General features: G+C 70.0%; 25 protein-coding genes. 15 read left to right on the top strand and 10 right to left on the bottom strand.

All coding sequences use genetic code 11. The features are described from left to right. Positions 1–42: 42 nt before the first annotated feature. Positions 43–2106 carry a transglycosylase domain-containing protein gene (locus BA895_RS16755; protein ID WP_070193020.1) on the bottom strand — a complete coding sequence of 688 codons (2064 nt, stop codon included), beginning with the start codon at positions 2104–2106 and terminating at the stop codon, positions 43–45. 80 nt (positions 2107–2186) lie between these two features. Then, complete coding sequence (locus BA895_RS16750; protein WP_070193019.1) at positions 2187–2996, bottom strand: exodeoxyribonuclease III; 810 nt, start codon at positions 2994–2996, stop codon at positions 2187–2189. A 112-nt stretch (positions 2997–3108) separates the two neighbouring features. Here BA895_RS16750 and BA895_RS16745 point away from each other — a divergent pair, with 112 nt between their 5' ends. Further along, positions 3109–3885: an SDR family oxidoreductase gene (locus BA895_RS16745; RefSeq protein WP_070193018.1), complete on the top strand. Its 777-nt coding sequence runs from the start codon at positions 3109–3111 to the stop codon at positions 3883–3885. A gap of 37 nt (positions 3886–3922) precedes the next feature. Here BA895_RS16745 and BA895_RS16740 read toward each other — a convergent pair whose 3' ends face one another. Next, a complete protein-coding gene (locus tag BA895_RS16740) occupies positions 3923–4921 on the bottom strand; it encodes a YdcF family protein (protein WP_070193017.1) in 999 nt (332 codons plus the stop codon). A 15-nt stretch (positions 4922–4936) separates the two neighbouring features. On the opposite strand from BA895_RS16740, the gene BA895_RS16735 reads away from it, so the two are divergent. Both BA895_RS16735 and BA895_RS16730 read left to right on the top strand, forming a co-directional pair. Beyond that, positions 4937–5518: an orotate phosphoribosyltransferase gene (locus tag BA895_RS16735; RefSeq protein WP_371327736.1), complete on the top strand. Its 582-nt coding sequence runs from the start codon at positions 4937–4939 to the stop codon at positions 5516–5518. A 193-nt stretch (positions 5519–5711) separates the two neighbouring features. After that, positions 5712–6437 carry a LemA family protein gene (locus tag BA895_RS16730; protein ID WP_070193015.1) on the top strand — a complete coding sequence of 242 codons (726 nt, stop codon included), beginning with the start codon at positions 5712–5714 and terminating at the stop codon, positions 6435–6437. A 47-nt stretch (positions 6438–6484) separates the two neighbouring features. On the opposite strand, the gene BA895_RS16725 is transcribed toward BA895_RS16730, so the two are convergent. After that, positions 6485–7201 carry a DedA family protein gene (locus BA895_RS16725; RefSeq protein ID WP_070193014.1) on the bottom strand — a complete coding sequence of 239 codons (717 nt, stop codon included), beginning with the start codon at positions 7199–7201 and terminating at the stop codon, positions 6485–6487. 429 nt (positions 7202–7630) lie between these two features. Between BA895_RS16725 and BA895_RS16720 the strand changes: the two genes are divergently transcribed. The 4 genes from BA895_RS16720 to BA895_RS16705 are packed head-to-tail and all read left to right on the top strand — an operon-like array spanning position 7631 to position 10815. Continuing rightward, positions 7631–8521, top strand: a complete 891-nt coding sequence (locus tag BA895_RS16720; protein WP_070193013.1) for an ABC transporter substrate-binding protein — start codon at positions 7631–7633, stop codon at positions 8519–8521. Positions 8522–8528: 7 nt separating this feature from the next. Further along, positions 8529–9434, top strand: coding sequence for an amino acid ABC transporter permease (locus BA895_RS16715; RefSeq protein ID WP_371327731.1), 906 nt, complete (start codon positions 8529–8531; stop codon positions 9432–9434). Continuing rightward, on the top strand, positions 9431–10183 hold the full coding sequence (locus BA895_RS16710) for an amino acid ABC transporter ATP-binding protein (protein ID WP_305778072.1): 753 nt from the start codon (positions 9431–9433) through the stop codon (positions 10181–10183). Before BA895_RS16715 ends, BA895_RS16710 begins: the two co-directional genes overlap by 4 nt. Then, positions 10180–10815, top strand: a complete 636-nt coding sequence (locus BA895_RS16705) for a TrmH family RNA methyltransferase (protein ID WP_070193011.1) — start codon at positions 10180–10182, stop codon at positions 10813–10815. The genes BA895_RS16710 and BA895_RS16705 overlap by 4 nt, the downstream gene beginning before the upstream one ends. Positions 10816–10821: 6 nt before the next feature. Here the strand turns inward: BA895_RS16705 and BA895_RS16700 are convergent, their stop codons facing one another. Continuing rightward, a complete protein-coding gene (locus BA895_RS16700) occupies positions 10822–12012 on the bottom strand; it encodes a citrate/2-methylcitrate synthase (RefSeq protein WP_070193010.1) in 1191 nt (396 codons plus the stop codon). 108 nt (positions 12013–12120) lie between these two features. Here BA895_RS16700 and BA895_RS16695 point away from each other — a divergent pair, with 108 nt between their 5' ends. Next, positions 12121–13287 (top strand): citrate/2-methylcitrate synthase, encoded by a 1167-nt coding sequence (locus BA895_RS16695; protein WP_070193203.1) that lies wholly within the window; start codon positions 12121–12123, stop codon positions 13285–13287. Positions 13288–13396: 109 nt separating this feature from the next. Here BA895_RS16695 and BA895_RS16690 read toward each other — a convergent pair whose 3' ends face one another. From BA895_RS16690 to BA895_RS16675, 4 genes are all read right to left on the bottom strand, one after another. Beyond that, the gene (locus BA895_RS16690) at positions 13397–14623 is read right to left on the bottom strand and encodes an ABC transporter permease (RefSeq protein ID WP_083283465.1); all 1227 of its coding nucleotides are present in this window, start codon (positions 14621–14623) and stop codon (positions 13397–13399) included. After that, positions 14620–15579: an ABC transporter ATP-binding protein gene (locus BA895_RS16685; protein ID WP_083283464.1), complete on the bottom strand. Its 960-nt coding sequence runs from the start codon at positions 15577–15579 to the stop codon at positions 14620–14622. The genes BA895_RS16690 and BA895_RS16685 overlap by 4 nt, the downstream gene beginning before the upstream one ends. A 34-nt stretch (positions 15580–15613) precedes the next feature. Next, entirely contained in the window at positions 15614–16354 is a 741-nt protein-coding gene (locus tag BA895_RS16680) for a response regulator transcription factor (protein WP_070193009.1), read from the bottom strand. Between the two features lie 91 nt (positions 16355–16445). After that, positions 16446–17810 carry a sensor histidine kinase gene (locus BA895_RS16675; RefSeq protein ID WP_070193008.1) on the bottom strand — a complete coding sequence of 455 codons (1365 nt, stop codon included), beginning with the start codon at positions 17808–17810 and terminating at the stop codon, positions 16446–16448. Between the two features lie 162 nt (positions 17811–17972). Between BA895_RS16675 and BA895_RS16670 the strand changes: the two genes are divergently transcribed. Together BA895_RS16670 and BA895_RS16665 are read left to right on the top strand one after the other, a co-directional pair. After that, a complete protein-coding gene (locus tag BA895_RS16670) occupies positions 17973–19097 on the top strand; it encodes a Xaa-Pro peptidase family protein (RefSeq protein ID WP_083283501.1) in 1125 nt (374 codons plus the stop codon). A gap of 8 nt (positions 19098–19105) precedes the next feature. Further along, positions 19106–19912, top strand: coding sequence for a GNAT family N-acetyltransferase (locus BA895_RS16665; protein WP_083283463.1), 807 nt, complete (start codon positions 19106–19108; stop codon positions 19910–19912). Positions 19913–19988: 76 nt separating this feature from the next. On the opposite strand, the gene BA895_RS16660 is transcribed toward BA895_RS16665, so the two are convergent. Then, positions 19989–20666: a hypothetical protein gene (locus BA895_RS16660; protein WP_070193007.1), complete on the bottom strand. Its 678-nt coding sequence runs from the start codon at positions 20664–20666 to the stop codon at positions 19989–19991. Between the two features lie 313 nt (positions 20667–20979). Here BA895_RS16660 and fbaA point away from each other — a divergent pair, with 313 nt between their 5' ends. The 5 genes from fbaA (at position 20980) to lysS (ending at position 26870) form a co-directional block, all read left to right on the top strand. Then, positions 20980–22008 carry a class II fructose-bisphosphate aldolase gene (gene fbaA / locus BA895_RS16655; protein WP_070193006.1) on the top strand — a complete coding sequence of 343 codons (1029 nt, stop codon included), beginning with the start codon at positions 20980–20982 and terminating at the stop codon, positions 22006–22008. After that, positions 22005–22412, top strand: a complete 408-nt coding sequence (locus tag BA895_RS16650; protein WP_070193005.1) for a DUF3151 domain-containing protein — start codon at positions 22005–22007, stop codon at positions 22410–22412. Before fbaA ends, BA895_RS16650 begins: the two co-directional genes overlap by 4 nt. A gap of 319 nt (positions 22413–22731) precedes the next feature. Next, the gene (locus BA895_RS16645) at positions 22732–23508 is read left to right on the top strand and encodes an endonuclease domain-containing protein (protein ID WP_070193004.1); all 777 of its coding nucleotides are present in this window, start codon (positions 22732–22734) and stop codon (positions 23506–23508) included. 195 nt (positions 23509–23703) lie between these two features. Beyond that, positions 23704–25014, top strand: coding sequence for an adenylosuccinate synthase (locus BA895_RS16640; protein WP_070193003.1), 1311 nt, complete (start codon positions 23704–23706; stop codon positions 25012–25014). Next, positions 25011–26870, top strand: a complete 1860-nt coding sequence (gene lysS / locus BA895_RS16635) for a lysine--tRNA ligase (protein WP_083283462.1) — start codon at positions 25011–25013, stop codon at positions 26868–26870. The genes BA895_RS16640 and lysS overlap by 4 nt, the downstream gene beginning before the upstream one ends. Positions 26871–26949: the final 79 nt, after the last annotated feature.

Here is a 26949-nt window from a genome sequence, read left to right as displayed (position 1 = left end):
GCCAAGACGGGGCCGTCCACCCCCTGATGTGCCCGTGTCGCGTCAGGGCATCGCTTGGGCCGGGGTTCCCGACAGGGTGCGCTCCATGATCTTTCGCCAGATCGGAGCCGCGAAGCAGGCACCGGTCATCGCCGTGCATGACTTGCCCTGCATCGAGACGTTGAACATCGGCCTCGTCGCATCGGTGGGGTTGCCGACCCAGACCGCAGTGGTCAGCCCCGGGGTGTAGCCCACGAACCACGACTGCGAGTTGCCGTTCGACGTGCCCGTCTTGCCGGCCGACTCCCGGCCGGGCAGCTGGTTGAGCTGGCCGGAACCGTGCGTCATGTTGTACTCGAGGTACTGGGTCGCCTGGGACACGGCGGAGGGGTCGGCCACCTGTTTGCAGGACGGCTTCGGGGCCCAGATGCTCTTGCCGTGGGCGCTGATGTCGGTCACGGGGTAGGTCTGGCACAGGGTGCCGTCAGCGGCCAGGCCGGCGTAGGCGTTGGCCATCGTCTGGGGTGAGACCTCCTGCGCGCCGAGGATGATCTGAGGCGGGTAGGTGCCCAGTGGAGCGCCGTTGGAGGCGTGGATGCCGAAGGCCACCATGGTGTCGCGGATGGCGCAGACCCCGATCTGCTTGGCCAGCGCCACAAAGGCCGTGTTGGTCGACTTCGCGGTGGCCGTCTTCAACGAGATCGTCCCGCCGCCCCAGGCCTCGTCGTTGAGCACGTCCCAGTTGCGGGAGAGCCCGCAGGGCTGCGGGAAGTCGCTCGGGGTGTAGGTGGCCGCGTGCTGCGGGGTGGCCCCGATGCCGGTGACGGTGGCGTCGGTGCCGAGCCCCTGGTCCATCGCGGTCACGAGGGAGAAGGCCTTGGCGGTCGAGCCGAACTGAAACCCTCCGGACCCGCCGTAGCGCTGGTCGAGGGCGTAGTCGACGGCGGTGCCGCCCGAGCCGGCCGTCAGCCCGAAGCTGGTGTTCTGGCCGAAGGCGAGCACCTTGCCGGTGCCTGGCTCGGTCACGTAGGCCGCCGCGGCAACGCCCAGGTGGTTGTGGTCGGGGGCGACGTCGCGGATCGACCGGTCCACGTTCTGCTGCACCTGTGGGTCCAGAGTGGTGTGGATCGTGAGTCCGCCCGAGTAGATGCGGGCCTTCCGGGTCGCCACGGTCGCTCCGAGGGCCGGTTGTTCCTCGAGCCACCGAATGACGAAGGTGCAGAAGTAGGGGTATTTCGACGCGGCGCACGTGTTCGTGGGGTTGGTGACGTGCAGGTCGGCGGCCATGGGGCGGGCCTTGGCGGTCTTCAGCGCGGCGTTGGTGATGATTCCCAGCTGGTGCATCCGGTCGAGAACGACGTTGCGTCGCGCGGTCGCTGCGGCGGGGTAGTGAACCGGGTCGGTGAGGCTCGGGCTCTGAACGAGTCCGGCGAGGGTGGCGGCCTCCGTGAGGTTGAGGGCGGCGGCGTGCACGCCGAAGTAGTGCAGCGACGCCGCTTCGACGCCGTAGGCCTGGTCTCCGTAGTAGGCGAGGTTGAGGTAGCCCTGCAGAATCTGGTCCTTGGTCCACTCACGACCGAGCGCCACGGCGTACCGCAGCTCGACGATCTTGCGCAGCACAGACTTGGTGGTGGCCGCCTGGGCGGCAGTGGTGTCACCGCTGGCCAGCGCCTGCTCCTGCAGGCTCATCTTGACGAACTGCTGGGTCAGGGTCGACCCGCCCTGCGTCGCGGATCCGGTGCGAAGGTCCTCGAGCGCGGCCCGGGCCAGACCCTGGGGGTCGATCGGGCCGTGCTGGTAGAAGCGGTCGTCCTCGATCGCGACCTGGGCCTGGCGCATGACGGGTGCGACCTGGCTCAGCGAGACGATGCGACGGTTCTGGTCCTGAGGCATGGCGATGAGCGACCCGTCGGCGGCCAGGATGCGCGATCCCTCCGAGAGCGGGTTGACGGTGAAGCTGTTGGGCAACGAGTCGAAGGTGCTGTCGCCCGACTGGGTCAGAGCGCCCACGGCTGCCGCTCCGGGGAGGAAGAGGCCGGCGGCCAGCACTCCCAGCACGAGGGCAGTCGCCAGAAAGGCAGCGAGCAGCGTGAAGGCGTGGGTGATGCTGGGCTGACGGGCTCTCACCCGGCGACGCTAGAGCGCGCGGCTGGGACCGCGCTGGTGGCTACCCCGGTGTCGGCTGTGCGCCCACCGGAGACCGTGGGTCAGCCGACCTCGAACACGACCGGTGCGTGGTCAGACGCGCCCTTGCCCTTGCGCTCCTCGCGGTCGATGGCGGCGCCGACGACCCGGCCCGCCAGGGCGGGGGAGCAGAGCGCGAAGTCGATACGCATGCCCTGCCGCTTCTGGAACCGCAGCTGGGTGTAGTCCCAGTAGGTGAAGGTGCCGGGCTCGGAGGCGTGCGGCCGCACGACGTCGACGAAGCCGGCATCCACGACGGCCTCGAAGGCGGCCCGCTCATCGGGGGAGACGTGTGTTCTTCCCTCGAAGAACGGCACGCTCCACACATCGGCGTCGGTCGGCGCCACGTTCCAGTCGCCGAGCAGTGCGACCTCGGCGCCGGGGTCGGCCGCGAGCCAGCCGCGACCCGCGGTGGCCAGGGCGGCCAGCCACGACAGCTTGTACTGCAGGTGCGGGTCGTCGAGGGAGCGCCCGTTGGGCACGTAGAGCGACCAGATGCGGATGCCGCGACAGACCGCGCTGATCGCCCGGGCCTCGGCCGCGACGGGGTCGCCCCAGCCCGGCATCCCCTCGAAACCGACCTGCACGTCGTCGAGGCCGACCCTGGAGACCACGGCGACCCCGTTCCACTGGTTGAGGCCGTGGTGGGCCACCTCGTAGCCGAGGTCGCGGAAGCGGTCGAAGGGGAACTGCGTGTCGCGGGCCTTGGTCTCCTGGATCGCGAGCACGTCGACGTCGGCCCGTTCGAGCCAGGCCGTCACCCGGTCGATGCGAGATCGGATGCTGTTGACGTTCCACGTGGCGATACGGGTGGACTGGGCTGGCTCACTCACGCACGCCACCCTAGACGCGCGCGCCGACGGGCGGCGACGGGTGGCGACGGGTGCGGACCGCGCGGCGACGGGCGGCGACGGGACGGCATCCACCCCTGCCTAGGGTGGGCAGATGCCAACCTCCCTGATCACCGGCGCCACCTCGGGCATCGGGCACGAGTTCGCCGTCCAGCTCGCCTCTCGGGGGCACGATCTCGTGATCGTCGCTCGTGACGAGGCGCGTCTCGCGTCGGTGGCGCAGCAGCTGCGGGCCGACCACCGCGTCGAGGTCGAGGTGCTGCGGGCCGACCTGTCGAACCGGGACCAGCTGCAGACCGTGGCCGACCGGGTCGCCGACCACGCGCGCCCGGTCGACCTGATCGTCAACAACGCCGGGTACGGGCTCAAAGGCCGCTTCGTCGACAACGACGTGGCGGTCGAGGAAGCGTTGTTCGACGTGCTGGCCCGGGCGGTGCTGGTGCTCTCTCACGCGGCGGCGCGGGCCATGAGCCCCCGGGGTCAGGGCACGATCGTCAACGTCTCGTCGGTCGCGGGCTTCCTGGCGATGGGAACCTACTCGGCCGCGAAGTCGTACGTCACGGTGTTCAGCGAGGGTCTGTCGGCCGAGCTCGCGGGCACCGGGGTGCAGGTCACCGCGCTCTGCCCGGGCTACGTGACGACCGAGTTCCAACAGCGCGCCGGTCTGTCGACCCCCGGCCCGGGCTTCCTCTGGCTCGATACCCAGCGGCTCGTGGCCGACTGCCTCGCCGACGTCGAGCGGGGCAGGGTGGTCTCGGTGCCGAGCCTGCAGTACAAGGCCGCGGTCGGGCTGCTGCGGGTGGTGCCTCGCTCGCTGCTGCGGCGTCAGCTGCGCTCGGTGCGCAGACCGGGCCCGCGCCGCTCGCGATGACGCCCGCCCGTATCGGTCGTCGCGAACACCGGTTCCACTAGATCGAACGAGCCAGCAGCACCGAGAGCGCGACGGCGGGCCCCAGCAGCACGACGTGCAGCCACGGGTGAAAGGTCAGCACCGTGACGAACTCGCGAAGGACGGCGCGAGGGGGAAAGCGGCCGCCGGTGCTCGACCCGATGACGTCGGCATCCAGGCCGGCCCGGCGCGCCAACAGCGAGGTGCGGGCCACGTGGTAGCCGCTCGTCACGAGCGTCAGGTGTCCCTCGCGGCCGCTCGCGACGGCCACCTGACGCGAGAGTGAGAGGTTCTCCTCCGTCGTGCGGGCCGCCGTCTCAGCAATGACGTCGGCGGCCGGTACGCCACGCTCCACGAGATAGTCGGCCATCGCGGCACCCTCCGACCGGGCCTCGTCGGGGCCCGGGCCACCTGAGGGCACGAGCAGCGGGCGGTGGCCCAGAACGACCTGGCGGTGCCACTCGTCGATGCCCTTGTCGAGCCGGCCCTCGAGCAGTCGAGTGATACGACCGCGCACCAGTTTGGTGCCCAGCACGACGACAGCGGCAGGGTCGGCCCGCGGCCGACTGCGGCCGTAGCTCACGACGTACGCGAGGAACGACAGGAACGCGAGTCCGAGGTAGAACGAGACGAGGAAAGCGAGTGCGGCGAGACCGGTCTGCACGCCGACGTGCGACCGGGCAAGCAGCACCCCGCCCACGGGCAGGGCCACCAGCACGAGGCCGATGAGCAACGCGAGCAGTTCTCTGCCGTTCCGGCCCCTGTGGCGCATCAACGTGAGGCCGTCGGCGACGACAAAGGCGGCCAGCACCAGCACCGACAGCGGCAGTGGCGCCAGCACGACGAGTGGCCCCAGGGCGCCCTGCGGCAGCAGCGCGTCGATGAGGTTCGTGGTGGCGCCGAAGAGCAGCCAGACCACGGCCACGAGGTACACACCCAGTCGCAGCCGGCGCGGCTCGCGTCGCACCGACGACCGGTAGAGCAACGTGACGGCGAGCGCCAGCACCAGGTTGCCCATGGATCGGAATATACGATCTGGGGCGTGAACGCACCGAACCCGGCCCCCGAGGTCGCCGCCGCTCGTGCCCGCCTGCTCGAGATCATCAGGGAGAAGGCGATCGTGCACGGGCTTGTCACCCTCAGCTCGGGCCGCGAGGCCGACTACTACGTCGATCTGCGCCGCATCTCCCTCGACGGCGAGGCCGCGCCGCTGGTCGGCATCGTCATGCGCGAGCTCACCAAGGACCTCACCTACTCCGCCGTCGGCGGTCTCACCCTCGGGGCCGACCCGGTCGCGACCGCCATGCTGCACGCCGCCGCCGCCGCCGGCGAGCGGCTCGACGCGTTCGTCGTTCGCAAGGCCGGCAAGGCGCACGGCCTCCAGCAGCGCATCGAGGGCCCGTCGATCACGGGCCGGCGGGTGCTCGTGGTCGAGGACACCACGACGACAGGGGCCTCGCCGCTCGATGCCGTGGCCGCCGTGCGCGACGACGGCGCGACACCGGTCGCGGTGGCCACGATGGCCGACCGAGCCACCGGAGCGGGGGCCCGGATCGAGGCGGAAGGGGTGGAGTACCGCTACGTCTACTCGCTCGACGAGCTGGGTCTGGGCTGAGGTGGTCCGAACGGCCCGCGGGTGGACCGCGCCGAGCGCCGGTCACATCGCCCTGCCCCCGGCCAGGTGAGCCGCATCCGCACGGAACGCGACGGTGTCGGCGGGCGTCGCAGGTGCGGTCGGTAGCCGACCTTCGTCAGTGGTGCCTGGGTCTACGATCAAGGCACTTGACCGCTCGTACAGGGGAGAACCTGTGATCATCGTCTGGATCCTGCTTGGCCTCGTGGTGCTGCTCGGCATCGGTGGCGTCGTCATGTACAACGGCCTCATCGGCCTGAAGAACCGGGTCGAGGAGGGCTGGCGGCAGATCGACGTCGAGCTGAAGCGTCGCCACGACCTCATCCCGAACCTCGTCGAGACCGTCAAGGGCTACGCCTCTCACGAGCGCGGCACTCTCGAAGAGGTCATGCAGGCCCGGTCGGCAGCCATGAACGGTGGCGGCACACCGGCGGCGGCAGCGCAGGCCGAGGGCCAGCTGAGCCAGGCCCTCGGGCGCCTCATGGCCGTGGCCGAGGCCTACCCCGACCTCAAGGCGAACCAGGGCTTCCTCGCCCTGCAGAACGAGCTGACCAGCACCGAAGACCGCATCGCCAGCTCACGGCGCTACTACAACGCGCTCGTGCGCGAGCTCAACACCAAGGTCGAGTCGGTGCCCTCCAACCTCGTGGCCGGCATCGCCGGGGTGCACAAGGCCGAGTACTTCGAGACGTCGGCGGTCGAGGCCGTGGTGCCGAACATCTCCTTCGGTGGCAACGGCCCGGCCGGCGGCGCGCCGCAGGTCGCACCCTCGACGCAGCCGGGCGCCGTGGGTGGTGCTTCGACGGCCCCGGGAGGCGCTCCCGAAGCGTTGCCGCAGGCCCAGGCTCCTGGCGCCGGCGCGCCCGACCCGACCTCAGACCGCACCACCCCGAACCCCTGACTCCCGCCCGCACCTGCGCCCAGCGGCATCCTGGATGCCGCTGGGCGTCAGTGCGAGGTGGTGTCGGCGCCGGTCGGGCGCTCGGCGATGTCGCCCGCTGCGTCGCCCACCTCGACGGCGATCTTCTGCGCGGCTCGGCGGTGCTTCAGGTACTCGAACAGCATCGGCAGCACCGACACGGCCACGATGAGCAGGATCACGACCTCGAGCTTGTCCTGCAGCCCGGGGAAGGACTTCCCGAGGAAGTAGCCCACCAGCGTCAGTCCGGCCGCCCACAGCACGGCGCCCACGGCGCTCCAGGTGAAGAAGCGCCGGCGTTCCATGCGGCTGACCCCGGCGACGACGGTGATGAAGGTGCGCACGATCGGCACGAAGCGCCCGATGACCAGCGCCTTGTTGCCGTGCTTGTCGAAGAAGACGGTCGTCTCGTCGAAGTACTTCTTCTTGAGGATGCGCCCGTCGCGTCGGTAGAGCGGAGTGCCGACCGCTCGGCCGATCTCGTAGCCCACGACGTTGCCGAGAAGGGCGGCTGCGCACAGAGCGAGGATGGCCACCCCGAGGTTGACGTGCACCTGACCGGTGGCGATGAACAGCCCGACCGCGAACAGCAGCGAGTCACCCGGCAGGATCGGGAAGAGCAGCCCGCACTCGATGAACACGATGACGATGGCGAGCCAGAAGAAGGCGTCGCCGTACTGTGCCAGCAGGTAGGTGGGGTCCATCCAGTCAGGGCCGAGGGTGGCGACAGCTCCGAGTGCGTGCATGCAGCAAGGGTAGGTGCTCGCGTGGAGATCACCTGAATCCTGGCTGAGAGCCGTGCTGCCCGTGGCCCGTGGAGGGGCCTCGTGCATCGGTTGGGTCTCGAAACGGCGTGGGGCCTTGGCTCTTCGCCCCATTCACCCCAGTATGTCGTAGGGAGTCGGGAAGGAGCGCGACGCTGAGCCGTGGTTTAGGGGTAGCGACGGTGACGTTGCGGCGGCCAAGCGTGGCCCTCCTCCCCGGCGCCCACCAGCGCCGGCTCCGTTTCGGATGCCGCGTCGTTCGCATCCCGGACCCGTGCCGACGGCAGCCGGTTCGCTCGTAGACTCGGCTCGTCGTCCCGGTCGCCAGGGTGACAGGGAGGCGCCCAGGTGGTTCGCGCCTGCTCGTCGCCCTGCCAACAGACCGACCATCCGAAACCGCAGGAGCCTGTCATGAACCGACCCCGTCTCGCGCTCGCGGCAGTGTCTGTCGCCGCGTTCGCCACCTTGGGCGCCTGCGGGTCCACCACGCCGGCCGGGCCGACGCTCGCGGCCACCGAGAACGGCGCCGGGACCGGCTCCGGAGCCCCGGCCGACGCGTGTGCCAAGGCCTCCCTGCCGCTCGTGACGAGCGGCAAGCTGACCGTCGGCACCGACAAGCCGGCCTACGAGCCCTGGTTCAGCAAGGACGACCCCAGCAACGGCAAGGGCTACGAGTCGGCCGTCGCCTTCGCCGCCGCCGAGAAGATGGGCTTCGCCAAGGCCGACGTGACCTGGGTGGTCGTGCCCTTCAACACGGCCATCTCTCCGGCGGCCAAGACCTTCGACTTCGACATCAACCAGATCTCGATCAGCCCCGAGCGTAAGAACGCCGTCGACTTCAGCTCGGGCTACTACGACGTGCGCCAGGCGGTCGTCACCTACAAGGGCAGCCCCCTCGACGGCAAGACGACGGTCGCAGAGCTCAAGGAGGCCAACCTGGCCGCCCAGGTCGGCACCACCTCCTACGACGCCATCAAGAACCAGATCCAGCCGAGCAACGACCCCAAGGTCTTCGACACCAACGACCTCGCCGTGCAGGCCCTGAAGAACAAGCAGATCGACGGCATCGTCGTCGACGTGCCGACCGCGTTCTACATGGTCGCCGCCCAGCTCGACGACGGCGTGATCGTCGGTCAGCTTCCCGCGACCGGCACGCCCGAGCAGTTCGGTGCCGTGCTCGACAAGGGCTCGGCCCTGACCCCCTGCGTCAGCAAGGCGATCGACGCCCTGCGCAGCGACGGAACCCTCGACAAGCTGCAGCAGGAGTACCTCGCCAACGCGGGCGCCCCCGAGCTGAAGTGAGCCATCGGTGACCTCACCATCCGGGATGCCGCTGGGCCCGTCCAGTCATCGCGCCGAGCCGTCGGAGCCGCCCTGGTCGCCGTCGCAGACCGAGCTCGACCGCCGGGCCTTCCGCCAGTCCCGCACCAAGCGGTCGGCCTTCATCTCGGCGATCAGCACCCTCGTCGTCGGCGGCCTCGTCATCTGGCTGGTGACCCGCTCGGCCGGGTGGCCGCGGGTGCAGACCACCTTCTTCAGCTGGGACAAGGCGGTCGACTCCTTCCCGGTGGTGCTGAAGGGCCTCTGGCTCAACATCCGCATCATGCTCATCTGTGGTGTGGCGATCGTGGTGCTGGGTCTGACCCTGGCGATCATGCGCACGTTGCGCGGCCCGATCTTCTTCCCTCTGCGTCTGCTGGCCACGGCCTACGTCGACCTCTTCCGTGGGCTGCCCCTGCTGCTGCTCCTGCTGTTGCTCGGTCTGGGGGTGCCGGCCCTGCGGCTTCCCGGAGTGACCATCAGCCTGGCCTTCTGGGGCGGTGTCGCGATCGTGCTCTCGTACTCGGCCTACGTGGCGGAGGTGTTCCGGGCCGGCATCGAGTCGGTGCACCCGTCGCAGCGGGCGGCCTCGCGGGCCCTGGGCCTCTCGCACGGCCAGACGCTGCGCCATGTCGTGCTGCCCCAAGCGGTGCGGCGGGTCATGCCGCCGCTGATGAACGACTTCGTCTCGCTGCAGAAGGACTCCGGCCTGATCTCGGTGCTCGGCGTGACCGACGCCATCCAGGCGGCCCGCATCGAGACGGCATCCGACTTCAACTACACGCCCTACGTCGTGGCGGGGGTGCTGTTCATCTGTCTCACCATCCCGACTGCGCGCCTGACCGACCACATCGCCAAGAAGCAGGGCTGGCACGGCGCAGGGGGCACCCTGTGAGCCTGCCCACCACCCCCACCGCGCTGCTGTCGGTGCGCGGCCTGCGCAAGTCGTTCGGTGCCAACGTCGTGCTCGACGACGTGAGCCTCGACATCGAACCGGGGCAGTGTGTGGCCCTCATCGGCGCCTCCGGCTCGGGCAAGTCGACCCTGCTGCGCTGCATCAACCTGCTCGAGCAGGTCGACGACGGTGTCATCGAGCTGGCCGGGCGCGACATCGCCGACCCGCGGGTCGACGCCGACCAGGTGCGGTCTCGCATGGGCATCGTCTTCCAGGCCTACAACCTCTTCCCGCACCTCAGCGTGCTCGACAACGTGACGCTCGCCCCGCGCCGGGTGCACAAGGTCGCCCGCGCCGAGGCCGAGAGCCGGTCGATGACGATGCTCGACCGGGTCGGCCTGGCCGACAAGGCCAGGGCCCGACCCGACGACCTTTCGGGCGGGCAGCAGCAACGCGTCGCGATCGCGCGCGCCATGGTCAACTCGCCCGAGCTGTTGTTGCTCGACGAGGTGACCAGCGCCCTTGACCCAGAGCTCGTCGGCGAGGTGCTCGACCTGCTGCGCGACCTGCGCGCCGAGGGCATGACGATGATTCTCTCGACCCACGAGATGGGGTTCGCGCGCAACGTCGCCGACACGGTGTGCTTTCTCGACGCCGGCCGCATCCTCGAGGCCGGCCCACCCGCCGAGGTGCTGGGCGACCCCCAGCAGGAGCGCACGAGGCAGTTCCTGTCGCGGCTCGCCTCGTGACCGCGCCGCCGGACAAGCGGCCCCCTGACGTCGGGGTGGGGCCCTGGGCGGGGGAGTGGCCCACCGACGACCGGCTCGACCCCGAACTGCTGCGTGAGGGCGACCGGCGCAACGTCGTCGACGGCTATCGCTACTGGCTCCACGACGCGATCGTGGCCGACCTCGACGCCCGGCGGCACGAGTTCCATGTGGCCGTCGAGAACTGGGGTCACGACTTCAACATCGGGTCGGTGATCCGAACGGCCAACGCCTTCAACGCCGCTGCGTTCCACATCGTCGGCAAGCGCCGGTGGAACCGCCGCGGCGCGATGGTGACCGACCGTTACCAGCACGAGCACCATCACGCGGATGCCGCCGCACTCGCCACGTGGGCGCACGCCGAGGGCCTGGCCGTCTTCGGGGTCGACAACCTGCCGGGCTCGGTGGCGCTCGAGACGTTCGACCTGCCCCGGGCGTGCGTGCTCGTCTTCGGGCAGGAAGGGCCGGGCCTCTCGGAGCCGATGCGGGCGCACTGCGAGGCGGTGCTGCACATCGAGCAGTTCGGCTCGACCCGCTCGATCAACGCCGGCGCCGCGGCCGCCATCGCCATGCACGCCTGGGTGCGCCGGCACGTGTTCGACCAGCGCCCGTAGCGACGGTCAGCCGACGGCTTCTCGCCCACGCCAACGCAGCGGTTGCTCGGCGTACTCCTCGATGACGTGTGCGGCCACACCGAAGCTGCGGGCGATCTGGAAGAAGACCTCGCCGGCGGCGGGCGGCAGCCCCAGGGCGTGCAGCACCGCCGCCCCGGCCAGGTCGATGTTCGGATGCCGCCCCGTGCGGTCGAGCACGACGGCGGCCACCCGCGCCACCCGACGTCGCAACCGCGCCGTACCAGGCAGGTCGGCGAGCGCGTCGAGCACGAGGTCGGACCGGGGATCGCCCTCGGGGTAGAGGAAGTGCCCGAACCCGGGCACGTCGCCGTGTCGTCGGAACGCCTCCGCCACCGACTCCTTCGCTGACCCCTCGGAGCCGAGCAGGCCGTGCGCCGCGACCGGCGCGGCCCCGTGCAGCGGGCCGGCCATGGCGGCGTAGGCCGCGCAGAGGCAGTCGTGCACACCAGCGCGGGTCGAGGCGGCGACTCTGGCCGCCACGGTCGAAGCCGTCAAACCGTGGTCGAGCAGCGCGATGAGCGTGACCCGCAGCACCTCCAGCTCGGCGGGTGTCCCCGCGCGACCGCCCAACGCCTGCATGGTGACTCGGGTCAGCGAGCTGGTGGGGGGCGAGGTCGGGTCGCCCGGCCCGTCAGCGCCCGAACCACCGAGCAGCGCGACGGCTCGGGGCACCAGGGCGAGCGCTGTCGAGCGGATGCGCTCCGGGTCGGTGTCAGGGCCGAACGGGTCGGCCGAGGCGAGGGCCTGCACGGCAACCGGCATTCGACGTTCGAGGTTGAGGCTCGCAATGGCCTGCGCCACAGCCGGGTTCACCCCAGGTAGGTCGCTGGGGGCGGCATCCTCGTCGCCCATGACGAGCGCGGCAGCGCGTTCGAGGCCGAGGGTGGCCACCTGGGTGAGCGGCACACCGCGGTAGAGCAGGTCGCCGTCGCGTTGGGCGCTGACCGCGGTGGCGATACTGCGAAAACGCAGCACGGGCTGGGGGGCGCCGGCCGGCCGCGCAGACGAGGCGAGAGCGTCGATCTCACCCCGGTCGAAAAGGCTCTCCTGCTGGCCCGGCCGGCGCTCGCTGCGCAGCTGGCCCCGGCTGACGTAGGCGTAGAGCGTGGCGCGCTTCACCCCGAGACGCTGGGCCGCCTCCGTCGTCGTGATCCACCGGCCGGCGTCGTTGCTCATCGCACTCCTCTTCGCCCGGGTTGATCGGGTCAACCGTTGATCTGATCAACATTGACGATGTTGATCAACTGGTCTCAGAGTGGCCTGACCGAGCAGAAGGAGCAAGTCATGAGAAGCACCGACCAGCTGGCCGTCATGGTCCCCGCCGGGCTCGCCGGCGTCGTCGTCACCGAGACCGAGCTCGGCGACGTGCGCGGAAGTGAGGGTTTCTACCACTACCGGCAGTACTCGGCGATCGACCTGGCCGAGGCGGTCGGCTTCGAGGAGGCGTGGCACCTGTTGCTGCACGGCAACCTGCCAGATGCCGAGCAGCTCGTGCGCTTCCGCGAAAAGGTCGGGTCACTGCGGCCGATGCCCGACGGCCTCGCTGCCCTGCTTCCGGCGATCTGTGCGACCACCGACGACGCGTTGACCATCGTGCGCACCGCCCTCTCGCTCTGGGGCGGTATCCGGCGGCTGCGCCCGCTGTTCGACGCCGACCCCGACGAGATCGCGGAGGCGGCGATGGCCTCCGCTGCGGTGACGCCGACGATCCTCGCGGCCGCCCACCGCATCCGGCAGGGCCAGGAGCCCATTGAGGCCGACCCCACTCTCGGCCACGTCGACGACTACCTGCGCATGCTGACCGGCGCACGCCCGAACGCGCACGACCTCCGCGCCGTCGAGCAGTACCTCGTGTCGACGATGGACCACGGCTTCAACGCCTCGACCTTCACGGCCCGGGTCATCGCCTCGACCGGCGCTGACCTGGCCGCCTGCCTCGTCGGCGCCATCGGCAGCTTCTCGGGGCCCAAGCACGGCGGCGCGCCCAGCCGGGCCCTGCAGGCCCTTGACGAGATCGGGTCGCTCGACCGGGCCGAGGCGTACGTGCGCGACAAGATCGAGCGGGGCGACCGGGTGATGGGCTTCGGCCATGCGGTCTACCGCACCAAGGACCCGCGATCGGAGATGCTGCGGCGCACTGCCCTGGGTTACGACGACCCCCTCGTCGACCTGGCCGTCGGGGTCGAGGCGGTCTTCGAACGCACCCTCGCCGAGCTGAAGCCGGGCCGCGAGCTGTTCGCCAACGTGGAGTACTACGCCGGCGTCGTGATGAAGCTGGCCGGCATCGACCCGAGCATGTTCACCCCGACCTTCTGCGTGGCCCGGGTGGCGGGCTGGACGGCGAACATCGTCGAACAGAGTCGCGACCCGAAGATGATTCGTCCGAGTGCGCGCTACGTCGGCCCCCCGCCGCCCCAGCCGGTCCCATCCCTCGCAGCCCGACTCGCCTGACCTCCGCCCAACACCACGCAACACACCGAGCAATCGACAACTCACCGAGTAGTTACCCGGTGAGTTGTCGATTGGTCGGTGTGTTGCGGATCAGACCGCTGAGGTCGGGTCAGGCGTCGGCCGACTTCAGGCCCTCGCGCCACGACATCTTGCCGCGGGTCTGCATGAGCGACCGGCGGTAGATCTTCTCGCCGACCAGCACGGTCACGGCGGCGAACCCGGCCATCACCAGCAGCGCCAAGACCGGCTCCCACCAGGCGGCATCACCCGAGAGGATGCGGCCCGGCATCGCCACGACCGACACGATCGGGATGAACGAGACCACCTTGAGGGCGGTTCCCGTCACGGTGAAGCCGACGACGTAGACGACTCCGAGCACCATGGTCATCGGTGCGGTGGTGCTCTGCAGGTCTTCGGTGCGCGAGGCGAGGGCCCCGGCGACGGCGTACAGGCAGGCCAGGGCGAAGAAGCCGACCGCGAAGAACACCACGAACCAGATCACCGCCGCCGACAGGCTCGGCAGCAGCCGCGAGTAGTCGGTGAACGCCACGGCCACAAGGCCGACGGCGCCATAGAGCACCACCTGGCCGAAGGCGATCACCGAGTTGCCGAGCACCTTGCCGGCCAGCAGGGCCCGCAGGGGGATCGCCGTGGCGATGATCTCGACGAGCCTCGACTGCTTCTCCTCGACGACGCTCGCCGCGATCTGCTGGCCGAAGAGGATGGCCGCCATGAAGAAGAGCAGCGAGAACGCCAGACTCGCGAGCTTGATGAACAGCGAGTCGTCCTGCTGCCCGTCGAGGCGGTCGGTCGTGAGCACCGTTCCCTTCTCGATGGCGGCCGTGGTGGTTCCGGCGGCCGCGGCGTTCGTCGACAGGGCTTGGGTTCGCACCGCCGCGCCGATGGCGGCCTCGACCGCGCTGTCGGGAGCGTCCTTGGCCGTCAGCACCCAACCGTCGTTCTGCTGGTGCAGCCAGGCGTCGGCGCTGCCCGAGGTGAGGGCCGCCTTCGCCGCCGCGTCGTCGGCCACGGCCTGAGGCTTGATCGAGACCTTGTCGTCGGCCTTCGTGGCGGCGGCCGACCCCTGCTCGACGAGCTGGGTGGCGGCGGCCCCCGTCACCGCCACCGTCGTCGTCGACGAGCGACCGCTCTGCCAGGCCGAGAAGCCCCCGAAGCCGGCGATGAACACGAGCGTGACGAGGGTCGAGACGATGAACGACTTGTTGGTCAGGCGCACGACGATCTCGCGGCCGGCCACGATCAGCCAGGGCCGGCCCGCATCGTTGCTCCGAGAGGCGTGGCCTGGCTGGTCTGGGCGGTTCACGGTGGTGGTCATTTGGTCACCTCACGGTAGATCTCGGACAGCGACGGGCGCTGGGGGGCGAACTCGAGCACGTCTCCGCGGCGCAGGGCCTCGGAGAGCAGCCGGTGGTCGGCGCCCTGGTCGAGCACCTCGAGCAGCACGGCCCCGCCGTCGACGTCGACGGTGTGGATGCCGGGGGCATCGCGCACCCAGCCGGCGTCGCCCGAGAGCACGAGCCGGTGACGCACCACGGTCTGGGTGCGCAGCTCGTCAGCCGTACCGGCCGCCACCACCGTGCCCCTGGACAGCACCACGAGCCGCTCGCACAGCCGCTCGACGAGGTCGAGCTGGTGCGAGCTGAACAGCACGGGCACCCCGCGTGAGGTGTGCTCGCGCAGCAGGTCGGCCATGCTGTCGACGGCCTGCGGGTCGAGCCCGCTGAACGGCTCGTCGAGCACGAGGGCCTGGGGCCGGCCCATCAGCGCCGCGATGATCTGCACGCGCTGCTGGTTGCCCAGCGAGAGGGTCTGCACCTTGTCCTTGGCCCGCTCGGCGAGACCCAGCCGCTCGAGGTGGTCGGTCACCGACGCCTTCGCGGCGGCCGTGCCGATGCCGCGGAGCCGGCCGAGGTAGACGAGCTGGTCGAGCACGGCCTGGTCGGGGTAGAGGCCACGTTCCTCGGGCATGTAGCCGAAGCCACGACGGTCGAGCGCAGTGATCGGCCGGCCCCGCCAGAGCACGTCGCCGGCCGAGATCGACAGCACACCCATGATCATGCGCATCGTCGTCGTCTTGCCGGCGCCGTTGCCTCCGACGAACCCGGTAAGCTCGCCGCCCTTGACGGTGAAGCTCACGTCGTCGACGGCGCGGATCTCGCCGAACTGCCGCGACAGTGCGCGCACCTCGATGTCGTCGGTCTGACTGTCGTGTCGGTGACTGGCCCCGGATCGTGGGCCGGCGCCCGTTGCCGTGCTGGTGTCTTGGCTCATGTCTCCACGATAGGAACGGCCGCGGCGGTGAGGATCAGTCGCCGGGGGGAGATCCGTTCTCCCCCGCGAGGATGAGCCCCGACTCGTAGGCGAGCACCACCGCCTGCACCCGGTCGCGCAGGTGCAGCTTGCTGAACACGTTCGACAGGTGGGTCTTGACGGTGGCCTCGCCGAGAAACAGCGCCTTGGCGATCTCGGCGTTCGACATCCCGCGGCCGACCAGCCCGAGCACCTCCCGCTCGCGTGGCGTCAGCGAGTCGAGGCGGCCGTCGTCGCCCACGGCCTCAGCGGCATCCGGGATGCCGGTGAGCTGGTGGCCGCTCGGGCCGTCCGGCACCGCTGTGGCTCGGGCCCCACCGGTCATCTGGGCGATGACCCGCCGGGTGACCTCGGGCGCGAGCAGGGCGTAGCCGCCGGCCACCGTGCGCACGGCCTCGATGAGGTGGTCTGCGTCGGCGTTCTTCAGCAGGAAGCCGCTCGCCCCGGCCGAGAGCCCGGCGAAGACGTAGTCGTCACGCTCGAACGTGGTGAGGATGATGACCTTCGAAAGGCCGGCCTGCACGATGTGCGTGGTCGCCTCGATGCCGTCCATGACCGGCATCTGCACGTCCATCAGCACGATGTCAGGTCGCAGGTCGCGGGCCAGCTGCACTGCCTCGGCACCGTTGGCGGCCTCGCCCACCACCTCGAGGTCGGTCTCGACCGACAGGATGAGCGAGAAGCCCGACCGCACGAGCTGCTGGTCGTCGGCGAGCAGCACCCTGATCGGCCTCACCCTTCCCCCGCGAACGACTCGTTCGAGGTCGAACGCGGTGGTACACCGACGTGTTCGCTCATGAACCCGGCGTTCGAGACTCGCCCGCGCTTCACGACGGCTCCTCCGGCAGCGGCATCCGCACCCTGACCCGGTAGCCACCGGTGGCGCGGGGCCCGATCTCGCTGACCCCGCCGTGGGTCGCGAGGCGTTCGCGAACACCCAGCAAGCCCAAGCCGGTTCCCGACGTACCTGCTCGTGGACGGCCCGTGTCGATCACCTCGACCTCGGCGTACCCGTGCCGAAACCCGCTCTCACCGCGGCGGTCGACCCGCACGAAGACCGTGGCGCTGCTCGCCGTGGAGTGGCGTCGCACGTTGGCCAGGGCCTCCTGCACAGTGCGGTAGAGCGAGAGCCCGATGGGGGAGGGCACCGACTCCACGGCGCCCGGGCGGTCCTCGACCACACGGATCTGCGCGTGCAACCCGGGTGACTCCGTCTCTCCCACGAGCGTCGGCACGTCGGAGAGGGTCGGTTCGGGCGCCCGCGGCTCCCTCTCGGCGGCGTCGCCGGAACGCAGCGTGCCGAGCAGACCCCGCATCTGGGTCACCGCGTCGCGTGACGACGACTCGATCGAGCGCAGCGACTTCTCGGCGGTGGCGACGTCGCGACCCATGACGCGTCGGGCGGCGGCCGCCTGGATGCCGATGACCGACACGTGGTGGGCCACGACGTCGTGCAGCTCGCGGGCGATGCGCAGGCGCTCCTCGACGACGGCCTGGCGCTGAAGGTCGAGGGTCTGGGCCTCGATGGTGGCCGCCTGCTCGGCGAGGTGGGCCCGGTGTAGGGCGGCCCTCCACGCGGCCTGTCCGCCGACGACCGCACCCCCGAAATAGAAGACGTTGATGATCAGGGAGTAGACGACATAGGCCGTGAGGGGGCTGAAGAGCCCCTGCACGGGAAGAGGTTTGCCGTTGTCGCTCAGCACGCTCTCGAGGCCCGAGCCGACCGCGTACTGCCAGGTGAGCCAGGCGAACATGACGACGACGACGCCGCCGGCGACGAGCAGCATCGCCTGCCGGTTCCGCGCCCAGGCGACTCCCGTGAAGATCGCGAAGAAGTAGACGACCTGCATCGCGAACGACGACGCGACGATGGGCAGCGTGAGGCCGACGACGAGGAAGTGCAAAGACAGCCCCGCCATCACGGCGATCGGGTAGCGGCGCCGCCAGACGAGCGGGACCGTGCCGACGACGACGGCCAGGTGCGGCAGCCACACCGGGCCTGGCAGCTTCCCCAGGTTGTCGAGGCTGCGCAGCACCTCGATCCCCAGCAGCCCCGACACGAGCAGGACGCCGGCGATGAGCAGGTCGACCCGAAGCGTGCGCGCGGAGTCGCTCGGCCGGCGTTCCCAGTCGGTGTCGGCCCCGAACCAGGACTGCACGCGCTCGAAGCGCTGGCGCGATCCGGTGCTCATGGCCAGAGCCTAGGCGGGCGGATGAGCATCCGGCTCCACCGCGCGGGGGAGATGCCGCTGGGCCGGCGAGCCCCGCTGGTGGACCCTCTGTCCGAGCGCTCGACGGCTGGGTCGGTGCTGGCGCCTACGCTGACTCTCACGCTGACCCCTACGCTGACGCCCATGGGAGTCAACGTGCCAGGCCTCGACGTCACCACGATCAGCTCACGGCTGGGCCGGCTTCGAGCTGCGGCCGAGGCGGCCGACGTCGGCGCCGTCGTGGTCACCACCGGTTCGGACCTGCGGTACCTGATCGGGGTCGGCGGTACCTCCTTCGAGCGGCTGACGGCGCTCGTGGTGCCCTCGGCGTCCGACACGCCGATCGTGTTCGTCTCGCCGGCGCTCGAGTTCGCCGGTCTGGAGCAGGTGCCGTTCGCCGAGATCGGCATCGAGGTGCGCACCTGGGTCGACGGCGAAGACCCCTACCGGCTCTCGCTCGCTGGACTGCCCCTTGAGCGCGTGGCGGTCTCTGACATGACACCCGCGATGCACCTGCTGGCGCTGCGCGACTCCGGTGCCACCGAGCCGGTGCTCGCCGGGCCGATCATTCGCGAGCTGCGCATGCGCAAGGATGCCGTCGAGCTCGACCAGCTGCGACGGGCCGGGCAGGCCATCGACCGGGTTCACGAACGCGTCACCGAGATGCTGCGGCCCAGCCGCACCGAGGCCGAGCTGGCCGTCGACATCGCCCGGGCCATCGTCGAGGAGGGCCACGAGCTGGCGGAGTTCGTCATCGTCGGGTCGGGGCCCAACGGCGCGAGCCCGCATCACTCCGTCAGCGACCGGGTCATCCAACCTGGAGACGTCGTGGTCGTCGACATCGGTGGGCCCCTTGCCTCGGGGTACAACTCCGACAGCACGCGCACCTACGCCATCGGCGAGCCGAGCTCCGAGATCAAGCTGACCTACGCCGCGCTGAAGGCGGCGCAGCAGGCCGCGTTCGACGCAGTGATGCCCGGCGTGACGTGCGAGGCGGTCGACGCCGCCGCGCGCTCGGTGCTCGAACAGGCGGGTCTCGCCGACTACTTCATCCACCGCACCGGTCACGGCATCGGGCTGGACGTGCACGAAGAGCCCTACATCGTGTCGGGCAACGACCTGCCCCTCGAGGAGGGGATGACCTTCAGCATCGAGCCGGGTGTCTACCTGCCGGGGCGCTGGGGCGCCCGCATCGAAGACATCGTCGCGGTCACGGCCGGGGGAGTGGAGTCGTTCAACCTGCGCCCCCACGACCTCGTCGTCGTCTGAGTCGTCTCGTGGCGACCCCCGACGAGCTGCTTCAGATCTACCATGACCGCACCCGTGCTCCGGTCGTCACGGGCACGAGCGACCGTCCGGTCGAGCTCGACGGTCGCATCCGGCGCCACTACGACCTCGAAGCGCCCGGTCACTTCGCGATGATCGAGAGCCCCGACGGGCTCGGCGACGACCCGGCATCCTTCGACGCCGTGATCGCGAACCAGCGCGACTTCTTCGCGGCCCGTGGGCAGCGCGTCGAATGGAAGACCTACGACTACGACGAGCCGAACGACCTGGGCGAGCGTCTCCTCAGGGCGGGCTTCGTCGCCGAGGAAGACGAGGCGCTGATCATCGGAGAAGCGGGCCCGCTGGCCGAGCTGCAGGTCGCGCTGCCCGACGGCGTCGTGGTGAGACCGGCCGACGATCCCAGCGACTTCGTGCGCATCAGAACCCTGCAGGAGTCGGTGTGGGGTCAGCAGCAGAGCTGGGTGACCGAGTCACTCATGCCCGAGTGGCTGACCCGACGCGACACGATGGATGTCGTGGTGGTGGAGCAGTCGCGGGAGGGGCCGGTGCTCTGCGCCGCGCGGGGGGAGTACGACGACAGCCCCTTCACCGGGCTGTGGGGCGGCTCCACCCTCGAGGCCTGGCGCGGTCGCGGTCTCTACCGGGCCACGCTCGCCCACCGAGCCGCGCTGGGGCTGGAGCGCGGCAACGACTTTGTGCGGATCGACGCCTCGCCCGACTCCGAACCGATCCTGCGTCGCCTCGGACTGCATCGGGTCGCCACCACGACCCCCTACGTCTTCGACCCCAGTCGCTGAACGCAGCGTTCGTTCTCGAACTCACCGGTGCAACAGTGAGTTCGAGAACGAACACCGCGTTCAGTCCCTAGGTGGCTCAGGAGCGTCGGAACAAGTCCTGCTGCGATGAGAGGCCGGACTCGGTGACGTCGCTGGGCTCGTCGCCGAGGAGGATGGGGCCGACGCTTCCCGAGACCGTGGCGGTGCGCATGACCATCGTGGAACGGTGAGTGACCTTGGTGCCGTCCTCGTCGACGAAACGGTCGAGCGACACATCGGTGTCGGCCCGACCCACGGCCGTGAGGGTGATGTTCACGGGCAGACGAACCGAGGGTCGAACCCCCGTGACGTCCTGCGCGGTGGCGGTTCCCGTGATGTGGGCCGACGTCAGGTTCTTCGCGTAGGTGACCTTGGCGCCGCGGAAGGAGAGCTCGCGGGCGCCCCGATAGAGGCACTCAGTCGCTGGGGCCTCCGGCTCGCCGTGGCTGTAGAGCTGAGGCACGGTCGCGCCGGAGGGGCACGACCAGGCCTCGATGCGGCCGTCGAGGTAGTCGAACCCGGGGGTCGACACATCGTCGGCGGTCGAGATCACGCCTCGGTGCACGTTCCCGGCGAACAGTGCGGTGACCGGGCCGCGGTCGACCCACGTGGTATCGGCCCGCTTCACGTAGTAGTTCTCGGAGGCGCCGCCGGCGTCAGCGGCAGACGTGCTGACGATGACCGGCGTGACGCCGAGCGCGGCGACGGTGGCGATTCGGCGAAGGTTCTTGAACATGATCGTCTCCCCTGGTGAGTACGGGCCTAGGTCACGTAGTGGCGATGAGGGCCCCTGTGCCGGAAGCGGATTCGCTACCGGATGCTGCTCTGTCGGCCGGTTTGCCGTCATTGCAGATCAAGACCCTGGGGGCCCGCAAAGGGTTGTCATCGCGGCCGCAGATTCTTTTCGACGCGTCGCGCAACGTCGGAAGGGGAGATGACGGCCGCCGGGGAGGGCTCCGGTGCGCGGACGCTCGATGCCGGCCCTGCGGCATCCGTGGCAGGATTCTGGGCAACCGAGAACCGCTGGTCCGACGTTCAGGAGAGACGCAATGCCCATCGCCACACCCGAGGTCTACGCCGAGATGCTCGACCGCGCGAAGAAGGACTCGTTCGCGTACCCGGCCATCAACGTCAGCTCGAGCCAGACCCTCAACGCGGCCATCAAGGGCTTCGCCGACGCGGGCTCCGACGGCATCATCCAGGTCTCGACCGGCGGCGCCGACTACTTCTCGGGCCACAGCATCAAGAACATGGTGAGCGGCTCGCTGGCCTTCGCTGCCTTCGCCGAGCAGGTGGCCAAGAACTACCCGGTCAACATCGCGCTCCACACCGACCACTGCCCGAAGAACAAGCTCGACGGCTTCGTTCGCCCGTTGCTGGCCGCCTCGCTCGAACGGGTCAAGGCCGGCGGCAACCCCTGGTTCCAGTCGCACATGTGGGACGGCTCGGCCGTGCCGCTCGATGAGAACCTGCAGATCGCCGAAGAGCTGCTCGCTCAGGCCAAGGCCGCCCACATCATCCTCGAGATCGAGGTGGGCGTCGTCGGCGGCGAGGAGGACGGTGTTGAGGGTGGTGGTGGCGACCAGCTCTACTCGACCCCCGACGACGCGATCGCCACGATCAAGGCCCTCGGCTCCGGCGAGAACGGCCGCTACCTCACCGCCCTGACCTTCGGCAACGTGCACGGCGTCTATAAGCCGGGCAACGTCAAGCTGCGCCCCGAGATCCTGCTCAAGGCCCAGCAGGCCGCGGCCAAGCAGCTCGGTCTGTCTGACGACGCGCGGCCTTTCGACCTCGTCTTCCACGGCGGCTCAGGCTCGCTGCCCGAGGAGATCTCCGAGGCGGTCGACAACGGCGTCATCAAGATGAACGTCGACACCGACACCCAGTACGCCTTCACCCGTTCGGTGGCCGGTTGGATGATCTCGAACTACGAGGGCGTGCTCAAGGTCGACGGCGAGGTCGGCAACAAGAAGCTGTACGACCCCCGCGCGTGGGGCAAGGCCGCCGAGGAGGCCATGGCCCAGCGCGTGGTCGAGGCCTGCACCGCCTTGCGTTCGTCGGGCACCCACCAGTGACCGACAACCTGCTGGGCATTCCCGAGACGCGGCTTCCTGCTGACCCGGCCGCCGAGAAGCTGGATGCCGGTATCGACCCCGCGCAGGTCGCAGCGGCCTTCCCGTCGAGCTCGCTCGCGTGGGCGGTGCTGGCCGAGGACGCGCTCGCTGATGGTGGCCGTGACGTCGAGGCCTACGCCTACGCCCGCACCGGCTACCACCGCTCCCTCGACTCGCTGCGCAAGGCGGGCTGGCGGGGTCAGGGGCCGGTGCCGTGGTCGCACGAGCCCAACCGTGGTTTTCTACGCTCGCTGGCGGCGCTGGCCCGGGCGGCCCGCGCCATCGGCGAGAGCGACGAGGAAGCGCGCTGCGCCGCGTTCCTGCGCGACTCGAGCATCGAGGCGGCCCGCGAGCTCGGCCTCTGAGCCCCTGAACGCGTACCGGCTGGTGCTGGACCCACCGACCGTGGTTCGTTCCCCTGAAATGTCGGGGTAGCGAACCACGGTCATGCGCCTGAGCCCTTTTCCACACCCGCCGGATGCCGGGCCGACCGTCCACAGGCGCCGCGCGGAATGCCGTGGCCGAGCCGGCCCGGGTCAAGAGTCGGCTCATGGACCTTGCCCTGATCGCCCGTGCTGACGTCTTCCCACTGTCGGGGCCCGGGATGCCGGTGTCGACCAGGCCGAGCTACGTAGGCTCCTGCGCGACGGGGCCTGCCATCGTCTGCATCACGGCTGGTTCTCGGTGCGTCAGACGGTCGACGTGGCCGACCGGCACCGGCTCCGGGTCTCGGCGTTGCTCGAGCAGTACGACGGTCGGGCCGTCGCGAGTGGCATCTCGGCGCTGTCGACGCTGGGTCTGCCGTGCTTAGAACCTGACTGGTCGGTGGCGCACCTCATGCTGCTGGCGCCCGGGCGGAAGGAGCACACCAAGGCTGATCTCGTCGTCGGCCGAGCCCTGTGGCGCCCCGAGGCAGCTCGGTTCCCCCCGACAGACCAGCGCACGGTCCACCCGGCAGTGGCCATCGCTCTCGCGGGGCTGACGACGCCCTGCTCCTTTCTGGTTCCGGCCGACGCCGCGCTCGCGCGTCGGCTCGTGACCGCTCAAGAACTGCAGCTCGCGGTCACGGTGATCGGCCAGCGCCCTGGTCTCGGTCGGGCTCGGGCGGCGCTGACTCTCATGGACGCTCGTCATGAGTCCCCGGGCGAGACGTTCACGGCGTACGTGCTGCGACTGCTCGGCCACCAGATCGTTCCGCAGTTCGTCGTGCCCGGCACCGCGCCCTGGACTCCGGTCGGCCGCGGCTTCCGAGCAGACTTCGGCATCGTTGGGACCCGCGTGTTCGTCGAGTTCGACGGTTGGGTCAAGTACGCGTCGCAGCAGCACCTGTGGGACGAGAAGCGGCGCGAAGACCGCATCCGGTCCCTGGGCTGGGAGGTCGTGCGGCTCACCTGGGCCGATCTGCACGACCCGGCCCGGGTCGGCACCCTCATCGACGAGGCCCTGGGGCGAGCGCGGTGACCCACCGACGGAAAGTTGGTCAGACTGTCGTTCGCGGTTCGTCCCCTTGAAATGTCGAGGGCTCGAACCTGGGGCCCTGATCTCAAGCGTGATCGGCCGGCCGAGGGCAGCTGAGCACGCGGACAGCGTCGGGTGCCCGGCCGGGGAACCGTTAACCTTGCCGATGGTCAGACCAGGCAACCGGAAGGCGAACTGATGCCGGCAATCGTGCTCGTGGGAGCGCAGTGGGGCGACGAGGGCAAGGGCAAGGCGACCGACCTGCTCGGCAGCGGTGTCGACTACGTCGTGAAGTTCAACGGCGGCAACAACGCCGGCCACACCGTCGTCATCGAGAAGAACGGCAAGCGCGAGAAGTACGCGCTGCACCTGCTGCCCTCCGGCATCCTCAGCCCGAACTGCGTGCCCGTCATCGGCAACGGGGTTGTCATCGACCTCGGGGTGCTGTTCGAGGAGATCGACGGCCTCGAGGCGCGCGGGGTCGACACCAGCAAGCTGATCGTCAGCTCGAACGCGCACCTCATCGCCGACTACCACCGCACCCTCGACAAGGTGACCGAGCGGTTTCTCGGCAAGCGCCGCATCGGCACCACCGGCCGCGGCATCGGCCCGACCTATGCCGACAAGATGAACCGCGTCGGCATCCGGGTGCAGGACCTCTACGACGAGGGCATCCTGCGCCAGAAGGTCGAGGCCACGCTCGACTTCAAGAACCAGGTGCTGGTCAAGATCTACAACCGGCGGGCCATCGAGGTCGACGAGGTCGTGGGCGAGCTGCTGCAGTACGCCGAGCGGCTGCGGCCGATGATGCGCGACACCTCGCTCGAGCTGAGCCGGGCCCTCGACCGCGGCGACACCGTGCTGTTCGAGGCGGGCCAGGCCACCCTGCTCGACGTCGACCACGGCACCTACCCGTTCGTCACCTCGAGCAACGCGGTCTCGGCCGGTGCCTGCACCGGTTCGGGCGTGCCCCCGACCCGCATCGACTCGGTAATCGCGATCCTCAAGGCGTACACGACCCGCGTCGGCGAGGGCCCGTTCCCGACCGAGCTGCACGACGACAGCGGCGAGTTCCTGCGCAAGACCGGGGCCGAGTTCGGCACCACCACCGGCCGCCCGCGCCGCTGCGGCTGGCTCGATGTCGTGATCGGCCGCTACGCCACCCGCATCAACGGGGTCACCGACTTCGTCATCACCAAGCTCGACGTGCTCACCGGCCTCGATACCGTGCCGATCTGTGTCGCCTACGACGTCGACGGGGTCCGTCACGACGAGATGCCGCTCGGCCAGAGCGACTTCCACCACGCCCAGCCGATCTACGAGGACATGCCGGGCTGGTGGGAGGACATCAGCACCTGCCGCCGCTTCGACGAGCTGCCCGCCAACGCACAGGCGTACGTGCTGCGTGTCGAGGAGCTCATCGGTGCCCGAGTCTCGGCCATCGGAGTCGGCCCCGGCCGTGACGAGATCATCGAGCGGTTCCCGCTGGGACGGAACACCGACCGATGACTGAGCAGCCTGAGCAGATCGAGCAGCCTGAGCAGACCGAACGGGCCCAGCCCGAAGCGCCTCTCGACTGGGTGTCGCGTCTGGCCGACGAGGTGCTCGCCGAGGCGAGCCACCGCGGCCTCGACGAGACGATTGTCTGCGCCTCGGGCATCAGCCCCTCGGGCCCCATCCACCTGGGCAACTTCCGTGAGCTGATCACCCCGCACCTCGTCGCCGACGAGATCAAGCGTCGCGGCATCGACTGCGAGCACCTGCTCAGCTGGGACGACTTCGACCGCTTCCGCAAGGTGCCGAAGGGGATCGACGGGGTCGACGAGTCGTGGGAGGCCTACATCGGGATGCCGCTGACCTCGGTGCCCGCGCCCGCGGGCTCCCCGCACGCCAGCTGGTCCGAGCACTTCAAGGCCCCGCTGCTCGAGGCGATGGCTGCCACCGGCATCGAGGTGCGCGAGATCAGCCAGACCGAGCAGTACCGCGCCGGCGTCTACCGCGAGCAGGTGCTGCAGGCGATGCGCGACCGGTTCGCCATCGACAAGGTTCTTGACCAGTACCGCACCTTGGAAGCCGTCGAGGCGGCTCGACAGAAGTCGACCGGCAAGGGCCGGCGGGTCAATGCGAGCGCCAAGCAGGGCAAGGCCCTCACCGAGGAGCAGGCGCAGGCGCAGACCGAGGCCGAACGCGGCTCCGGCGCTGCCACCGACGACGACGGCAGCGGCGGCAGCAGCGGCAGCGGCGGCAGCGGCGCGGGTGGAGGCGGCTACTACCCCTTCAAGCCGTTCTGCACGGTGTGCGGCACCGACAACACGACGGTCACGGCCTACGACGACGACACCCACGACCTCACCTACACCTGCACGAAGTGCGGCCACACCGAGCAGGTCAACCTCGACACCTTCACCAACGGCAAGCTGGTGTGGAAGGTCGACTGGCCGATGCGCTGGGCGCACGAACACGTCCTGTTCGAGCCGTCGGGCGTTGACCACCAGAGCCCGGGCAGCAGCTTCGTCGTCGGCAAGGACCTCGCCCCGATCTTCGGCTGGGAGCGACCGGTCGGGCCGATGTACGCCTTCGTGGGCATCGCGGGCATGGCCAAGATGAGCTCGAGCAAGGGTGGGGTCCCGATCCCGACCGATGCGCTCGAGGTGATGGAGCCGACCGTGCTGCGGTGGCTCTACGCCCGCCGCCGACCGAACCAGAGCTTCGACATCGCGTTCGGCCCCGAGCTGCAGCGGCTCTACGACGAGTGGGACGCGCTGAGCCGCAAGGTGGCTGACGGCTCGGCGCAGGCCGCCGACCGGGCGGCCCACCTGAGGGCCACGTCAACGGCATCCGCGCTGCTGCCGACCACACCGAGGCCCCTGCCGTTTCGCACCATCGCGTCGGTGATCGACGTGACCCAGGGCGACGAGGCTCAGACCGTGCGCATCCTCGGCGAGCTCGATCCGGCCAACCCGGTCGCTTCGACCGATGACCTGCGGCCGCGCCTCGACTGCGCCGAACGGTGGGTGCTCGGGTACGTGCCGGCCGATGAGCGCACGATCGTGCGCACGGAGCCGGATGCCGTTCTGCTCGGCTCGCTCGACGATGCCCAGCGCGAGGCACTGCGGCTGCTCGTCGACATGCTCGACGAGCACTGGTCGCTCGACGGTCTGACGCACCTGGCGTATGCCGTTCCCAAGATCCAGCGGGGGATCGACCCCGACGCCAAAGTGCGTGATCCCGAGCTGTCGGCGGCCCAGCGGGCCTTCTTCGTGCTCGTCTACCGCCTGCTCATCGGTACCGACACCGGGCCACGGCTGCCGACTCTGCTGCTGGCCGTGGGGGCCGAGCGGGTGCGCTCGCTGCTCGGCGGCTGAGCGACGCGCTGCCGACGGGGGCCGCCCGGGGCGACTACCGGAGGCCGAGCCGTCGTGCTGCGGTGATGGGCGGGCGGGG

This window comes from Humibacillus sp. DSM 29435, assembly GCF_001758225.1.
Lineage (GTDB): Bacteria > Actinomycetota > Actinomycetes > Actinomycetales > Dermatophilaceae > DSM-29435.
Note: the sequence above shows the minus strand (reverse complement) of the source record. Positions and strands in the feature narration are given on the sequence as shown.

Excerpts from the sequence above, each read along its gene's own strand:
- BA895_RS16660 (WP_070193007.1), bottom strand. The coding sequence starts at position 20,666 with ATGTTCAAGAACCTTCGCCGAATCGCCACCGTCGCCGCGCTCGGCGTC.
- BA895_RS16685 (WP_083283464.1), bottom strand. The coding sequence starts at position 15,579 with ATGAGCCAAGACACCAGCACGGCAACGGGCGCCGGCCCACGATCCGGG.
- BA895_RS16740 (WP_070193017.1), bottom strand. The coding sequence starts at position 4,921 with ATGGGCAACCTGGTGCTGGCGCTCGCCGTCACGTTGCTCTACCGGTCG.
- BA895_RS16690 (WP_083283465.1), bottom strand. The coding sequence starts at position 14,623 with ATGACCACCACCGTGAACCGCCCAGACCAGCCAGGCCACGCCTCTCGG.
- BA895_RS16695 (WP_070193203.1), top strand. The coding sequence starts at position 12,121 with ATGAGAAGCACCGACCAGCTGGCCGTCATGGTCCCCGCCGGGCTCGCC.
- fbaA (WP_070193006.1), top strand. The coding sequence starts at position 20,980 with ATGCCCATCGCCACACCCGAGGTCTACGCCGAGATGCTCGACCGCGCG.
- BA895_RS16670 (WP_083283501.1), top strand. The coding sequence starts at position 17,973 with ATGGGAGTCAACGTGCCAGGCCTCGACGTCACCACGATCAGCTCACGG.
- lysS (WP_083283462.1), top strand. The coding sequence starts at position 25,011 with ATGACTGAGCAGCCTGAGCAGATCGAGCAGCCTGAGCAGACCGAACGG.
- BA895_RS16640 (WP_070193003.1), top strand. The coding sequence starts at position 23,704 with ATGCCGGCAATCGTGCTCGTGGGAGCGCAGTGGGGCGACGAGGGCAAG.
- BA895_RS16700 (WP_070193010.1), bottom strand. The coding sequence starts at position 12,012 with ATGAGCAACGACGCCGGCCGGTGGATCACGACGACGGAGGCGGCCCAG.
- BA895_RS16720 (WP_070193013.1), top strand. The coding sequence starts at position 7,631 with ATGAACCGACCCCGTCTCGCGCTCGCGGCAGTGTCTGTCGCCGCGTTC.
- BA895_RS16745 (WP_070193018.1), top strand. The coding sequence starts at position 3,109 with ATGCCAACCTCCCTGATCACCGGCGCCACCTCGGGCATCGGGCACGAG.
- BA895_RS16675 (WP_070193008.1), bottom strand. The coding sequence starts at position 17,810 with ATGAGCACCGGATCGCGCCAGCGCTTCGAGCGCGTGCAGTCCTGGTTC.
- BA895_RS16725 (WP_070193014.1), bottom strand. The coding sequence starts at position 7,201 with ATGCACGCACTCGGAGCTGTCGCCACCCTCGGCCCTGACTGGATGGAC.